11 protein-coding genes, 1 tRNA gene and 1 riboswitch are annotated in these 14,167 nt (G+C 53.2%); of the genes, 9 read left to right on the top strand and 3 right to left on the bottom strand.

Annotation, left to right across the window (positions count from 1 at the left end; translation table 11 throughout):
• Positions 1 to 11: 11 nt before the first annotated feature.
• On the bottom strand, positions 12 to 482 hold the full coding sequence (locus tag F7P81_RS02075) for a 6,7-dimethyl-8-ribityllumazine synthase (RefSeq protein WP_022711224.1): 471 nt from the start codon (positions 480 to 482) through the stop codon (positions 12 to 14).
• Positions 483 to 567: 85 nt separating this feature from the next.
• Positions 568 to 721: riboswitch (FMN riboswitch) on the bottom strand.
• A gap of 263 nt (positions 722 to 984) precedes the next feature.
• Here F7P81_RS02075 and F7P81_RS02070 point away from each other — a divergent pair.
• Both F7P81_RS02070 and F7P81_RS02065 read left to right on the top strand, forming a co-directional pair.
• Entirely contained in the window at positions 985 to 1,434 is a 450-nt protein-coding gene (locus F7P81_RS02070; protein WP_151158368.1) for a GNAT family N-acetyltransferase, read from the top strand.
• 636 nt (positions 1,435 to 2,070) lie between these two features.
• Positions 2,071 to 3,471: a DHA2 family efflux MFS transporter permease subunit gene (locus F7P81_RS02065; protein WP_116086991.1), complete on the top strand. Its 1,401-nt coding sequence runs from the start codon at positions 2,071 to 2,073 to the stop codon at positions 3,469 to 3,471.
• Positions 3,472 to 3,542: 71 nt separating this feature from the next.
• Here F7P81_RS02065 and F7P81_RS02060 read toward each other — a convergent pair whose 3' ends face one another.
• Together F7P81_RS02060 and F7P81_RS02055 are read right to left on the bottom strand one after the other, a co-directional pair.
• The gene (locus F7P81_RS02060; protein ID WP_151158367.1) at positions 3,543 to 4,301 is read right to left on the bottom strand and encodes an RlmE family RNA methyltransferase; all 759 of its coding nucleotides are present in this window, start codon (positions 4,299 to 4,301) and stop codon (positions 3,543 to 3,545) included.
• Positions 4,298 to 5,977, bottom strand: a complete 1,680-nt coding sequence (locus F7P81_RS02055) for a Ppx/GppA phosphatase family protein (RefSeq protein ID WP_374828051.1) — start codon at positions 5,975 to 5,977, stop codon at positions 4,298 to 4,300. Before F7P81_RS02055 ends, F7P81_RS02060 begins: the two co-directional genes overlap by 4 nt.
• Before the next feature lie 259 nt (positions 5,978 to 6,236).
• Between F7P81_RS02055 and F7P81_RS02050 the strand changes: the two genes are divergently transcribed.
• The 7 genes from F7P81_RS02050 (at position 6,237) to F7P81_RS02020 (ending at position 14,098) form a co-directional block, all read left to right on the top strand.
• Positions 6,237 to 6,310: transfer RNA gene (locus F7P81_RS02050), tRNA-Gln, on the top strand.
• Between the two features lie 357 nt (positions 6,311 to 6,667).
• The gene (locus tag F7P81_RS02045) at positions 6,668 to 7,966 is read left to right on the top strand and encodes an ROK family protein (RefSeq protein WP_151158363.1); all 1,299 of its coding nucleotides are present in this window, start codon (positions 6,668 to 6,670) and stop codon (positions 7,964 to 7,966) included.
• Positions 7,963 to 9,273: a xylose isomerase gene (gene xylA / locus F7P81_RS02040; protein WP_151158361.1), complete on the top strand. Its 1,311-nt coding sequence runs from the start codon at positions 7,963 to 7,965 to the stop codon at positions 9,271 to 9,273. Before F7P81_RS02045 ends, xylA begins: the two co-directional genes overlap by 4 nt.
• Before the next feature lie 58 nt (positions 9,274 to 9,331).
• The gene (locus tag F7P81_RS02035; RefSeq protein WP_151158942.1) at positions 9,332 to 10,387 is read left to right on the top strand and encodes a sugar phosphate isomerase/epimerase family protein; all 1,056 of its coding nucleotides are present in this window, start codon (positions 9,332 to 9,334) and stop codon (positions 10,385 to 10,387) included.
• An 11-nt stretch (positions 10,388 to 10,398) separates the two neighbouring features.
• Complete coding sequence (locus tag F7P81_RS02030) at positions 10,399 to 11,553, top strand: Gfo/Idh/MocA family protein (RefSeq protein WP_151158359.1); 1,155 nt, start codon at positions 10,399 to 10,401, stop codon at positions 11,551 to 11,553.
• Positions 11,550 to 13,088 carry a sugar ABC transporter ATP-binding protein gene (locus F7P81_RS02025; RefSeq protein WP_151158357.1) on the top strand — a complete coding sequence of 513 codons (1,539 nt, stop codon included), beginning with the start codon at positions 11,550 to 11,552 and terminating at the stop codon, positions 13,086 to 13,088. The genes F7P81_RS02030 and F7P81_RS02025 overlap by 4 nt, the downstream gene beginning before the upstream one ends.
• Complete coding sequence (locus F7P81_RS02020; protein WP_075654437.1) at positions 13,085 to 14,098, top strand: ABC transporter permease; 1,014 nt, start codon at positions 13,085 to 13,087, stop codon at positions 14,096 to 14,098. Before F7P81_RS02025 ends, F7P81_RS02020 begins: the two co-directional genes overlap by 4 nt.
• Positions 14,099 to 14,167 lie beyond the last annotated feature (69 nt).

The raw sequence follows: 14,167 nt of genomic DNA, 5'->3' as shown, positions 1-14,167 counted from the left end.
CTCTATAATCATCAGGCTTCGATTTTGCTGTAAGTATTCAAAATCTGCACGGTTGCATGGGCGGCTTCACGACCTTTGACTTTGAAATGCGCATGGAAGAAATCATGATGCTCTTTGCTGTCATGATAATGATGCGGGGTCAGCACAACGCTTAAGACAGGCACATCAGTATCCATCTGTGCCTGCATAAGGCCTTTGATGACGGCATCGGATACGAAATCATGGCGGTAAATGCCGCCGTCAACCACAAAACCCGCTGCCACAACAGCAGCATATTTGCCGGTGCCGGCCAGCGTGCGGGCAAGAAGCGGTGCTTCGAATACACCCGGCACGTCAAAGACTTCGGTTTCAATGCCGTTGTCAGTCAGTTTAGCCAGTTCTTCAATATAGGATTTGCGTGCTTCATCCACGATATCGGCGTGCCAGCGCGCCTGAATGAATGCAACTTTGAGGGAAGATGGGTTGGTCAAGCTCTGGTTCATAGTTTCATCTCTTGATACTAGAATCAGGGCGCAAATTCACAAATCGACAGATCACACGCAGAAAGCGGGTGCTGTTTAACCGTGTCTTTGCTCTCTTTCATCCGGACTATACCGTCGGCTCCGGCATCGCACCGGATCTGCTGACTCTGAACAAATCGCTTTATTCAGACGCTCGCGGGCTCAAAGAGTTTCCTCTTCATACCGCCGGTGGGGAATCGCACCCCGCCCCGAGAACAACATCGCGCATTATTACGCGACGCATGTCTCATACAGACAGCTGACGGGGAAGTCGAGTGGACAATGTGTTACTGTTTTACTTTACAATCTTGCTTCGCTTTTGTGCCGGTGATATGGAGGCGCAGTCCAATCAGGAGATTTATGCGCAGCAACTCATAGCAAGTGTTTCCCCGACAGCCTTTTCATAAATGGCTGAGGGTTGAGTTGCGCCTTTTGCAGCCCATAGCAGGGCGCGTATAATATCTTTCAATGGACTAAAATTATCATGATACAAATACGAAATGAAATCCGCCCGATCCGCAATGAGGATACGGAAACTCTGGTCGCTATCTGGCTGGAGGCCTCGCAATTTGCCCATAGTTTTCTGGGGCAGGAGCGCCTGCAATTACAGTCTGAACAGGTGCGGGATATCTATCTGAAACAAGCTGAAAACTGGGTGATCCTCGAAAACGGACAACCGGCCGGATTTATCGGTCTGATGGATCAGTTTATCGGCGGCCTTTTCATCGATACCAAAATTCATGGCAAGGGTCTTGGCCGTCAATTGCTCGACCATGCATTGGAATTGAAGAAAACGCTGTCGCTGGAAGTTTACGCACTGAACACGCAAGCACATAGTTTCTATCTGCGTAACGGTTTTACTGAAACCGCGCGTGATCCGCAGGATGGCGAAGGCCTGCCTTTTGAAGTCATCCATATGAGTCGTGATCTGTAACTCTACAGATAATAAAAAAGGTCTGCCGGAACACTTCCGGCAGACCTCTTATAAAATCTGCAGCGCGGGAGTTCTCCCGCATAAACAGGTTAAGAGCATTCATTCGCTTATCAATACAGCGCCGCTATGCTCATCCGTCATGGTGATTATGGCAGAAAATCCAGCCCGATCACACTAATGGCAATGGCCGTATTCAGCGTGATGATCATCATGGTATAAAGTATTGCGCTTTTGGTGATCTCAGTCATCTCACACCTCTACGCATCGGCCCCTTATCGATGCTTTGCTCATTTCTGTTTACTCACCAAATGTAACAGCGTGTAACCGGTCACGCAACCCGAAAGCGCTTTTTTCTGCCGCTCCGGCGATGCCGGTCATGGTTTGAGCCTTGTTTTCCGGCTTGGCAGACAAGGGAGGGCGGGGTTTTCAATTGTAACACGCTCATCACAATCCATTGTTTTTTAAGTCGAAATTAATCACGTTCGCACACGATTTGTTGCCCGCGTTAAATTTTGTGACACTATGTTTTTGCCCGTCAAAAAACTTTGCCGGTCCGGTCAATTCTGCGTGTAATCCGGTCTGGCTGGTTTATATAATGACCATGATGAAACATATCTGACATTCAGGATTCGTATTGTGAATCGCATTATTCCGCTGGTTCTGGCCGTCGCGCTCTTTATGGAGCAGATGGATTCGAATGTGATTTCGACCTCTCTGGCGGCAATTGCAGCCGATATCGGCACCAGCCCCATTGCGCTGAAGCTGGCGCTCACATCCTATCTCGTATCTTTGGCGGTATTTATTCCGGTCAGCGGCTGGATGGCCGACCGCTATGGCGCCCGCAATGTATTTCGTGCAGCGATTGCGGTTTTTGTGATCGGCTCTGTGGCCTGTGCAGCATCCAATTCTCTGATGAGCTTTGTGGTCGCGCGTTTTCTGCAGGGCATGGGCGGGGCGATGATGACGCCGGTCGGTCGTCTGGTCTTGTTGCGCTCTACACCGCGTAATCAGTTGGTCAATGCGATGGCATGGCTGGCAATCCCGAGCATGGTCGGGCCTCTGGTCGGGCCGCCGGTCGGCGGTTTCATCACAACCTATTTCAGCTGGCACTGGATTTTTCTGATTAATGTGCCGATTGGTTTGGCCGGTATCTGGTTTGCCACTAAATATCTGCCGGTGCTGGATGTGCCGCTGCCGCGCAAGCTGGATGTGACCGGTTTTATCCTGTCGGGGCTGGCAATGTCCGGTGTGGTCTTCGGGCTTTCTGTGGTCAGTCTTCCGGCGCTGCCGCCTGCGGTGGGTATTATCACGCTTGGTGTCGGTCTGCTGTCGACAGCTCTATATATCCGCCATGCAAAGCGGGTGGAAAATCCGCTGCTGGATTTGTCATTGTTTCAGAATGATGTGTTCCGTATTTCTGTTGTCGGCGGCAGCCTGTTCCGTTTAGGTATCGGTGCTATTCCGTTTCTGCTACCGCTGATGTTGCAACTCGGTTTCGGGCTTGATCCGTTTCAATCCGGTATGATCACTTTTGTTTCGGCAATCGGGGCATTGCTGATGAAATTCGGGGCGACACGGGTTTTCTCCCGTTTTGGCTTCCGCCGGTTGCTGATGTTCGGCTCTCTCGCATCCGCATGTTTTATTATTCTGAACGGTTTTTTCACCCCGCAAACACCAATGACGCTGATCCTGATCGCCTTGCTGTTTGGTGGCTTCCTGCGTTCTATGTTCTTCACCGGTGTCAATGCGCTGGGATTTGCAGAAATTCCTGACGACAAAACCAGTCAGGCAACACCGATTTCTGCGGTTGCCCAGCAGGTTTCCATCGCAATGGGTGTGGCGCTGGCCGGTGTGATACTGGAACTGAGCACAATCATTCGTGGTTCTGTGCTGCAATTGCAGGATTTCCATATCGCGTTTTATATTGTCGGCGCTATTTCCGCGCTGGCTTTCTTCTCTTTTGTTAAGCTGAAGCCGGAAGCTGGGCAGGAGCTTTATGAGAAGAAGTTCGCGCCTAAAGTGAAAAAGATACATTGAGCATTTGGTACTTGAAGCAACAAAAAAGCGCGGCTCAGCCGCGCTTTTTTGTTGAATAGAATGAGGCGAATTTATTCTTCGCTGTCATCTTCCTTACGGCCTTTGAAATCACGGGCGAGCAGATAAAGCTCAACGGATTCCGCGCGCGATGCAGGTGGCTTAACGTGATGCACAGAGCGGAAATTCTGCTTCAGCATGGTCAGCAGGTCGTTCTCGGTGCCGCCCTGAAAGGTCTTGGTCAGGAAGTGGCCACCCGGTTTCAGTACCGAAACGGCAAAATGCGCTGCTACTTCGCAAAGATGCGCGGTGCGCAAATGGTCGGTACGGCGATGACCGGTGGTTGGTGCTGCCATATCGGAAATCACCAGATCCGGTTCGTCACCCAAAGCATTCATAATGGCATTCGGTGCTTCATCATCCAGAAAGTCCATTTTCAGGAGCGCAACACCCGGCAACGGATCAACGTCGAGATAATCGATGCCGACAACATGCGGCTGCTCATCATTGGAGCCGACGATCTTCGCTGCAATCTGGCTCCAGCCACCAGGGGCCGCACCCAGATCGATAATCCTCTGGCCTTTTTTCAGAATATTATAGCGCTCGTTGATCTCGATCAGCTTATAGGCCGCGCGGGAGCGATAGCCGTCTGCCTTGGACTGCTGCACATAAGGGTCGTTGAGGTGGCGTTCCAGCCAGCGGCGCGATGTTTCTTTGATCGTGCCAGCCTTTTTCTTGACGCGCACATGCATGCCGCGCGTACCTGCACCGCCACGGCCACCGGTGGTGTTGCCGAATTTTGATTTGCCGGACTTGCTTCCAGAACCACTCATATCGACTGTCTGCCCTTTAGCTGCGTGTCCCTGCCGGAACCGTTTTTCATATAAGTTTCTTTTGCCTGATGAGGGCGGCGGTGGCGCCATGCACCATCGCGGGACATCAATTCAGTGAGGATACCTTCACGCAAACCGCGATCGGCAACCAGCAATCTTTCGCTCGGCCAGATCTGACGGATGGCATCGAGAATAGCACAACCGGCCAGCACCAGATCGGCACGGTCTGCACCGATGCACGGATTGGCCACACGGGTTTTGAAATCCCATGACAACAGCTTGGCGGTCATGTCAGTCACATCCTGCGAGCCCATCCACATGCCATCCACGCGGCGGCGGTCATAGCGCTCGAGCCCCAGATGAATGCCTGCCAAAGTGGTTACGGTGCCGGATGTGCCGAGCAAATGGAAATGTGTGCTTTGGGCAAGTTCGCCAAGTTTATGCCGTTCGCTGAAATCATTCAGCATACCGGCAACATAGGCAACCATTTCCGCATAATTTTCAGGCGTAACATCACGTCCGCCGAATTTCTCCGCCAGAGTGACAACACCTACGGGCAGGGAGGTCCATGCGGTAATGTGTTCTGCAAGGCGCGAAGAGCGGCGGCAGGTCACATCAATCAGAGCGATTTCCGAAGAGCCGCCGCCGATATCAAACAGCACAAGCGCATCGGTCTCGCGATTGACCAGAGTGCCGCAACCGGAAACCGCAAGGCTTGCTTCAGTCTGGCGGTCCACAATTTCCAGCTCAAGACCGGCTTCCTCGCGTACCCGCTCCAGAAAATCCGCACCATTGCTGGCCGAGCGGCAGGCTTCCGTCGCGATCAGGCGTCTGCGGCGGATATTCTTGCTTTCAAGCTTATCACGGCAGATTTTCAGCGCTTCAATCGCACGGTTCATTGCCTGATCGCTCAGGCGGCCGCTGGTGCCGAAGCCTTCACCAAGACGCACAATACGCGAGAAGGAATCGACAACGCGAAATTGTCCGGGTCTGCTCGGCGTTGCAATCAGCAGACGGCAATTATTGGTACCAAGATCAAGCGCTGCATAAAGTGGCGGCTCATAGGCGCGCGGCTGCGCAGCCTGCGGTGCGCGGCTTTCGCCTGCATGGCCGGAATTATGCTCTGCTCTGGCCGCAATTGGTTTCGGGCTTTGGCGGTTCGGTGCATGGCCGTGCTTGGCGGTTTGCGCTTGCGAAGCGGACTGAGCAGACGGTGCCGCAGCTATATTATTGGCTGCGGCCGGATTGTCCTGCTTTTTTCGGCGCGAGCGTCTGCGGCGGTTCGAGAGTTTCTTCCCGTTTCTTTGGCCGTTTTTCTGCTCGCTCTTCGGTGCATGATTGCCGGAGGCGTTTTCTGCACGCGCTGATTTGGCTGAAGATGACTTATCGCTGTTTGCAGAAACCCGTTCGGCGGCAAGGGAAGACCCTTGTGCACCGGCTGACATCGTTTCCGAGCCATTATGCTTACCGGCTTTTCGCCGGCGCGCGCGTTTGCGCTGTTTTTTATCGAAGCGCCCCGATTCATCCGCCACGGGCTTTGGTGACGATGAGCCGACAGGAGAACGGCCTGACCGTTGCCCTGTATTCGGCGGCTCAGAAGAAGATGTTCTTCCTTCTTTGCCGCCAGACGCCCCGTTGATAGACACCTTTGGGGTGTGCAGATCGGGGTTCTTCAAAGTTTTTGTCCTTTTGGCACCGCGCGAACCCTTCAGGGACGCAGGCATGGTGCAGACTATTTCACGTTGCCCTTAATGTAACAGTCCTTTGCCGATTTACCAAGGGGCGCAAATTGCTAAGAGAAAGGAGAATTTTGTGATCTGTGGAAAAATATATTGAAATCAGTGCAAAGAGGGTTTGCATTTGTGAAAATATCAATTATATGACCACCCACGGCGCCGCGAGCGTCACCGCTTCGCTCTCACAGAGCAGCGATGCTGGGGAATAGTTTAATGGTAGAACGACGGACTCTGACTCCGTTAGTCTTGGTTCGAATCCAGGTTCCCCAGCCAATCTTCTTCTCACTTTACAAAATACAGAGATTTATCCGCTTAAAGCGGTAATTCATTGTTTTGATACGGTATATTTCCGTGTCAGCGGTATTTTCTGAAGAAGAAACGAATTTTCCGAAAATTGTAATTTATCCGAACCGCACCAGCCGATGCGGCATGTGATTCTTTTATTTCCCTGTCATCAGCCTTCATTTTTTAATTATCCGGTCTGATTTTATTGCTGAGGCATAGAAATCTTATTTTTTTCGATACTCGAAAAATAGATGACAAGCAGAAAAATCCGTGCCAGTCTTATCCGCAGAGGAGACAGACGGAAACAGGTCGCTAAGAACCGTTCCGTTATAAGGGAGGTGTCGTGTGACGGGAGGCGTTTCACGATCTGAAGAGTTGCGCTGGCAAAACCGGCGGCGGATTCTGCGATTGCTGCGGCAGTCCGGCAGTCTGTCACGCACGGATATCGCCGGCATGACCGGCATGAGCCACTCCACAATTTCCGCTATCAGTGCCATGTTGCTGGCAGAGCAGGTGCTTGTTGAAGTGCCTGAAACAGAAGCCGCGAATAATGCTGAGGGCAAGCGCGGCCGTCCGCAGGTTTTGCTCGGGCTCAATCCGCAATGCGCATCTGTCGTTGCGGTCAATATCGCGCTGAATGTGATTGACGTAGACCTGTTCGATTATGCGGGGCAGAGAATTGCCTTTGAGCAATTGCAGCTTGATACGCTGACTATAGCGCCGGATGCACTTCTTGCAGCCTTGGAGCGGCAGATCGGCGAATTACTCAGCCGCTATCCTGATCAGGCGAAAAATCTGCGCCATATCTCTGTGAGTGTGCAGGGCATGACTGATGCTGCCCATCAGATGCTGGTCTGGTCACCGACAATCGGTGCGGAAAATGTAACTATAGCGGATTTTCTGAAACAGGCTTTTGATGTTCCGGTGATGGTTTTCAACGACTGCCTGATGATCGCCGAAGCCTTGCGCTGGTCGCAGCCGGATATCTTCCACGGTGATTTCGCGGCGATCTTGTTTTCGTCCGGTATCGGCATGGGGCTGTATCTGAAAGGCGAACCGTTTTCCGGTGCGCGCTCGTCAGCCGCAGAGTTTGGCCATGTGGTCTATATGCCGGATGGCGCTTTGTGCCGCTGCGGTCGTCACGGTTGTCTTGAGGCCTATGCCAGTGATTATGGCATCTGGCGCAAGGCGCATGGTGTTGATGAAAACAGTGCGCCCGTGGCGATGATTCCCGAGAGCGATTTTTATGCGCTGGCGCATGAGGCCAGAACGGCAGACGGCGTTGCGCGGCAGGCTTTCCAGCAGGCGGGTAAGGCGCTTGGTTTTGCCTTGCGCAGCATTTTCTCGCTGATTGATCCGGTGCCGCTGGCCTTTGTCGGTCCCGGTGTGCACGCCTTTGATCTCATCGAGGATGAATTGCGCCAGACCATCAGCGGCGATCTTGCCGATGGACGGCAGGTCGGGCCGCGTAACGGCCTGCAATCGCCCAAAGATCTGACCATTCGTTGCTATCCGTCAGAACAGCCGCTGATCCTGCAAGGCTGTGCAATCACATCTTTGCTTCGCGTTGATGCGGAGACGGAAGTTCAGAAATCAAAATTGCTGGTGACAAATAATAATAACGCACAGAGGGTAACGGCATGAGCACAGGTTTCTTCGGATTGGATAAACCCATCCGCTATGAGGGTGAGAAAAGCACCAATCCGCTTGCCTATCGTTTCTATAATCCGGACGAGGTTGTGCTGGGCAAAAGGCTGGAAGATCACCTGCGCTTTGCCATTGCCTATTGGCACAGTTTTGCATGGATTGGCGGCGATCCGTTCGGCGGGCAGACTTTTGAGCGCCCGTGGTTCGGCGACACGTTGGATCACGCGAAGCACAAAGCTGATGTGGCCTTTGAATTGTTTACGCTGCTCGGTACACCTTATTATTGTTTCCACGATGCGGATATCCGCCCTGAAGGCAAAAATTTTGCGGAAACATCGGCCAATCTCGACCATATGGCCGATTATCTTCAGGAAAAGATGAACCAGACGGGCATCAAACTGCTCTGGGGAACAGCCAATCTTTTCTCGCATCGCCGCTATATGGCTGGTGCTGCCACCAATCCTGATCCTGAAATTTTTGCCTATGCTGCCGCCACGGTTAAGCATTGCATGGATGTGACGCATCGTCTGAATGGTGAGAATTATGTGCTCTGGGGCGGGCGTGAAGGCTATGAAACTCTGCTCAACACGGATGCAGGGCGCGAGCTTGACCAGATGGGGCGCTTTCTCTCACTGGTGGTCGATTACAAGCACAAAATCGGTTTCAAAGGCACAATCCTTGTCGAGCCCAAGCCGCAGGAGCCGACCAAGCATCAATATGACTTTGATGTCGCCACCGTTTACGGCTTTCTCAAGCGCTATGGTCTGGAAGGCGAAGTGAAGGTCAATATCGAGCAGGGGCATGCCATTCTTGCCGGTCATTCATTTGAGCATGAACTGGCAATGGCCAATGCGCTGGGTATTTTCGGCTCCATTGATATGAACCGCAATGATTACCAGTCCGGCTGGGATACAGACCAGTTTCCGAACAATGTACCGGAAATGGCGCTGGCCTATTATCAGGTTCTGCAAAGCGGCGGCTTTACCACCGGCGGCACAAATTTTGATGCCAAATTGCGGCGTCAGTCGCTCGATCCGCAGGATCTGCTGATTGCGCATATCGGCGCGATGGATTGCTGTGCACGCGGGCTTAAAGCCGCTGCGAAAATGATTGAGGACAAAGCTTTGTCCGCTCCGCTTGATGCGCGTTATGCCGGATGGCAGCAGCCGCAGGCGCAGGCCATGTTGCAGGGCAAACAATCACTGGAAGACATTGCTGCCTATGTGCGCGACAGCGGAATTGAGCCGCAGCCGGTTTCCGGTCGTCAGGAATATCTGGAAAATATCGTCAATCGATACGTTTAGTTGCACTTCTGGCAACGGCGAACATCAGAAACGATACAGAAAATTCGGGAGTGGGATGATGAAAACGATTAAAGGACCGGCGATATTTCTGGCGCAGTTTGCGGGAGATGCGGCACCGTTTAACTCCTTTGAGAATATCTGCAAATGGGCAGCCTCGCTGGGCTATAAAGGCGTGCAGATTCCGACATGGGATAAGCGCCTGTTCGATCTTAAAAAAGCATCGGATTCGCAAACCTATTGCGATGAAATCAAAGGCATCGCCGCTGATAACGGCTTGGAGATCACCGAGCTTTCAACGCATTTGCAAGGGCAGCTTGTTGCGGTGCATCCGGCCTATGATGCAGCCTTTGACGGCTTTGCCGATGAGGAAGTACGCGGCAATCCGCAGGCACGTCGGGCATGGGCGGAAGATCAGGTGCGCCGCGCGCTGCGGGCTTCCAAACATCTTGGTCTGAATGCGATGGCATCCTTCTCCGGTGCGCTGGCATGGCCCTATGTTTATCCGTGGCCACAGCGCCCTGCCGGTCTTGTTGAGACAGCTTTTGATGAGCTTGCACAGCGCTGGACACCGCTGCTCAATTATGCTGACGAAAACGGTGTGGATGTTTGCTATGAGCTGCATCCGGGGGAAGACCTGCATGACGGTATTTCCTATGAGATGTTTCTGGGTCGGGTGAAAAATCATACCCGCGCTAATATCCTGTATGATCCGTCGCATTTCGTACTGCAGCAGCTCGATTACCTTGATTTCATTGATATTTATCACGAACGTATCAAAGCGTTCCATGTCAAGGATGCGGAATTTAATCCGACCGGACGGCAGGGCGTTTATGGCGGTTTTCAGAGCTGGGTGAACCGCGCAGGCCGTTTCCGCTCATTGGGTGACGGGCAGGTCGATTTCGGCGGTATTTTCTCGAAACTGACAACGCATGACTTCGACAGCTGGGCAGTGCTTGAATGGGAATGCGCATTGAAGCATCCTGAAGACGGTGCGCGGGAAGGTGCGGAATTTATCCGCCACCATATTATCCGCGTTACAGAGCGTGCTTTTGATGATTTTGCCGATGCGGGCACTGATGATGCGGCAAACCGTAAAATGCTCGGTCTGAGCTAAGGGAGGCGGCTATGGGAAACGCAGCACATCGTATCAGACTTGGCATGGTCGGCGGCGGGCAGGGCGCTTTTATCGGCGCGGTGCATCGCATTGCAGCGCGGATTGACGATCAGTATGAACTGGTCGCCGGTGCGCTTTCATCTGATCCGGCACGCGCCGGTGCTTCTGCGCAAGAGCTGGGTATTTCGTCTGAGCGCTCCTATGCGTCTTATGAAGAAATGGCACTGGCGGAAAGCAAAAGGCCGGATGGGATTGAGGCTGTGGCTATAGTCACGCCAAACCATCTGCATGGCGCAGCTGCCCGGGCTTTTCTGGCTGCAGGCATTCACGTGATTTGCGACAAGCCGCTGACAACAACAGTTTCTGAAGCCGAGCAACTGGTTGAAGCTGTTCAGCAATCCGGCAAAATCTTTGTGCTGACCCATAATTACAGTGGCTATCCGATGATCCGGCAGGCGCGGGAAATGGTGGCCAATGGTGATCTGGGCGATATCCGTGTTGTGCAGGCCGAATATGCGCAGGACTGGCTGACAGAGCGCAGTGAGCTGAGCGGTAATAAACAGGCTGAATGGCGCACAGATCCGAAACGCTCCGGAGCCGGTGGCGCAATCGGTGATATCGGCACCCATGCCTATCATCTGGCCGGATTTGTCAGCGGTCTTGAAGCCGAGGCAGTGCTGGCACAGCTGACCAGTTTTGTTGAGGGGCGGGCGCTGGACGATGATGTGCAGATTATGCTGCGCTACAAAGGCGGCGCGCGTGGCATGTTATGGGCAAGTCAGGTTGCCGTCGGCAATGAAAACGGGCTGAAACTGCGCGTCTATGGCAGCAAAGGCGGGCTGGAATGGTCGCAGTCTGATCCGAATTATCTGTGGTTCACGCGTTTTGGCGAGCCGAAGCAACTCATCACTCGTGGCGGTGCCGGAGCCGGTGCCTCAGCTGCTCGAGTTACCCGTATTCCGGGCGGGCATCCGGAAGGTTATCTCGAAGGTTTTGCCACGATTTACACGGAAGCAGCACGCGCTATCCGTGCAGCGCGCAATGGTGAAAAACCGGATGCGGCAGTGTTGTATCCCACTGTTGAAGACGGGCTTGAAGGAATGCGCTTTATTGAAGCTTCTGTGGCTTCATCCAAAGCGGGCAATGTCTGGACAAATTTGCGATGACAGAACGAGAGACGAGCAGCAAACCACCTTTTATGCGTGTTGAGGGACTGGCCAAAAGTTTTGGACCGGTGGAAGTGCTGCGCGAAATTACGCTGGATATCCGTGAGGGTGAAATCCACACGGTGATCGGCGAGAACGGTGCCGGTAAGTCAACACTGATGAAACTGCTGGCCGGACATTTAAGTCCGAGCAAAGGCACAATCTTTATTGATGGGCAGCCGGTTGTGCTGTCAGGGCCGGTAGATGCGGAACATCGCGGTATTGTGCTGGTGCATCAGGAGATTTTGCTGGCACCGGATATGACTGTTGCACAGAATATTTTCCTCGGTCGCGAGCAGCGCAAAGGTCTGATGCTGAATGACCGCGCCATGAATGCGCAGGCCAGAGCGGCAGTTGCAGATCTCGGTGCTGATATCGATCCGACAACCCGTGTTGAGCAATTGTCGATTGCACAGCGTCAGCTGGTGCAGATTGCCCGTGCTTTGCTGGTGCCGCACAGGCTGGTGATTTTTGATGAGCCGACTGCGTCGCTGACGCCGGTTGAAACTGAGGCTTTGCTCAAAGTCATCATGGCTATCCGTAATCGCGGTGCTGCGATTTTGTATATTTCGCACCGCTTGCCGGAGGTGAAAGCCATTGCCGATCGCGTGACAGTGCTGCGCGACGGGCAGATGATTACAACACGTGAGGCGGAAGGGCTGGAGCCTCTGGATATGGCACAGCTGATGGTCGGGCGGGATATGTCCCAGCTTTATCCGGAACGTGTCATCCCGCAGGTCAAAACGCCGGTGCTGGAAGTCTCGGATTTTACCGTTCCGGGTTATGCGAGCAATTGTGGCTTTACGCTGCATAAAGGTGAAATACTCGGTTTTGCAGGGCTGATCGGCGCGGGTCGCACTGAGCTTTGCGAGGGCGTGGTGGGCTTGCGTCATGCGCATGGTACTGTGCGTGTCAACGGAACCGCACGGCGCTTTCATAATGCCCGTGAGAGCATGGATGCCGGACTTGTTTACCTGAGTGAAGACCGCAAGGGCAAAGGGTTGTTGCTGGCACAAAACCTGCGCACCAATCTGACATTGGCTGCTTTAAGCCAGTTTTCAGGCTTGCAGATCAACCGCACTGCCGAGGCTGCAGCATTGGAAAAGGCAATCGGGGACTTTGATATCCGCACCCGTAATCCTGACCTTCTCGCCGGACAGCTTTCAGGCGGTAATCAGCAGAAATTGCTGTTGGCAAAAATGATGCTGCTCGAGCCGGATATTGTGATCATTGATGAACCGACACGCGGTATCGACATTGGTACCAAAGAGCAGATTTACCGTTTTATTGCCGAGCTGGCCGCGCAGGGCAAAGCCGTTATCGTGATTTCTTCGGAAATGCCGGAGCTGATCGGCCTGTGTCACCGTGCTTTGGTGATGCGCAATGGCCGTATCGTTGCGGAACTCAGCGGAGACAAAATGACAGAGAATGAAATTGTTGTGCACGCTACCGGTGTCACATCTTCTGAGGCTGCAATTTTTGCAGAGGCGCTATGACAGAACAGGCTAAAACCACTCCGCAAAATACAACAGAACGCCGCTTCTGGCAGGATATGGATTTGCGTGCTGTTGCCCCTTTCGTGGCATTGGCGGCTCTGCTGGTCTTTGGAACGCTGGTGAATTCCAATTTCATCGGCGTGGACAATCTGCTGAATATTGCAACACGCAGTGCCTTCATTGCGATTATTGCTATCGGCGCGACCTTTGTGATTTCATCCGGCGGGCTTGATCTGTCTGTCGGCTCGATGTCTGCCTTTGTCGCCGCTGTTACGATCATGTTCATGAATTCCGGCATCATCACCGGCATTCTGCCGATGTTGCTGGTGGCTGCCTGTATTGCCATTGTTGTCGGCGCGCTTTGCGGACTGGCCAACGGCGTCACCACCACACTCGGACGTATCGAACCATTTATCGTTACACTCGGCACAATGGGGATTTTCCGCGCACTCACAATCTATCTGGCTGAGGGCGGTTCCATTGCCATGAAATCGCAGGAGCTGCGGGCAGCCTATCGTCCGGTTTATTTCGGCAATATTCTGGGTGTTCCGGTGCCAATTGTTGCAATCATTGTTGTGGCGCTGATTGCATCTTTCATACTCTACCGCACAGCTTTTGGCCGCCATATTATCGCGGTTGGTTCCAATCAGGATGTGGCGCGTTATTCCGGCATTCCGGTTAACCGCGTGCGCACAATGGCTTTTGTCATTCAGGGCATCTGCGTTGCCATCGCTATTCTGATTTACATTCCGCGTCTGGGCGCAGCCACGCCGACCACAGGTCTGATGTGGGAATTGCAGGCAATTACCGCAGTGGTGATTGGCGGCACAGCCTTGCGTGGCGGTGTTGGCCGTATCTGGGGCACTGTTTGCGGTGCACTCATTCTGGAGGTTGTCGGTAATATTATGGTTCTGTCTGATCTGGTCAGTGAATATCTGATCGGGGCGGTGCAGGGCGCGATTATCATTATTGCAATGCTGGTGCAGCGGTCATTGTCGCGGCGTCAGTAATTGCAGATGTACTTGGCGGCGGGGCTGTGGCTCCGCTGTCGCAAAGCGGCGGAGGGGAGGCCGGACCGC

It is taken from the genome of Pseudochrobactrum saccharolyticum, assembly GCF_008801715.1.
Taxonomy (GTDB): Bacteria; Pseudomonadota; Alphaproteobacteria; order Rhizobiales; family Rhizobiaceae; genus Pseudochrobactrum; species Pseudochrobactrum saccharolyticum.
The sequence above is the reverse complement of the archived record's forward strand: the minus strand, read 5'-3'. Positions and strand labels throughout refer to the sequence as shown.

Bases quoted from the DNA above. Each gene is read 5' to 3' on its own strand.
- F7P81_RS02075 (WP_022711224.1), bottom strand. From the start codon at position 482: ATGAACCAGAGCTTGACCAACCCATCTTCCCTCAAAGTTGCATTCATT.
- F7P81_RS02070 (WP_151158368.1), top strand. From the start codon at position 985: ATGATACAAATACGAAATGAAATCCGCCCGATCCGCAATGAGGATACG.
- F7P81_RS02060 (WP_151158367.1), bottom strand. From the start codon at position 4,301: ATGAGTGGTTCTGGAAGCAAGTCCGGCAAATCAAAATTCGGCAACACC.
- xylA (WP_151158361.1), top strand. From the start codon at position 7,963: ATGAGCACAGGTTTCTTCGGATTGGATAAACCCATCCGCTATGAGGGT.
- F7P81_RS02035 (WP_151158942.1), top strand. From the start codon at position 9,332: ATGAAAACGATTAAAGGACCGGCGATATTTCTGGCGCAGTTTGCGGGA.
- F7P81_RS02030 (WP_151158359.1), top strand. From the start codon at position 10,399: ATGGGAAACGCAGCACATCGTATCAGACTTGGCATGGTCGGCGGCGGG.
- F7P81_RS02025 (WP_151158357.1), top strand. From the start codon at position 11,550: ATGACAGAACGAGAGACGAGCAGCAAACCACCTTTTATGCGTGTTGAG.
- F7P81_RS02020 (WP_075654437.1), top strand. From the start codon at position 13,085: ATGACAGAACAGGCTAAAACCACTCCGCAAAATACAACAGAACGCCGC.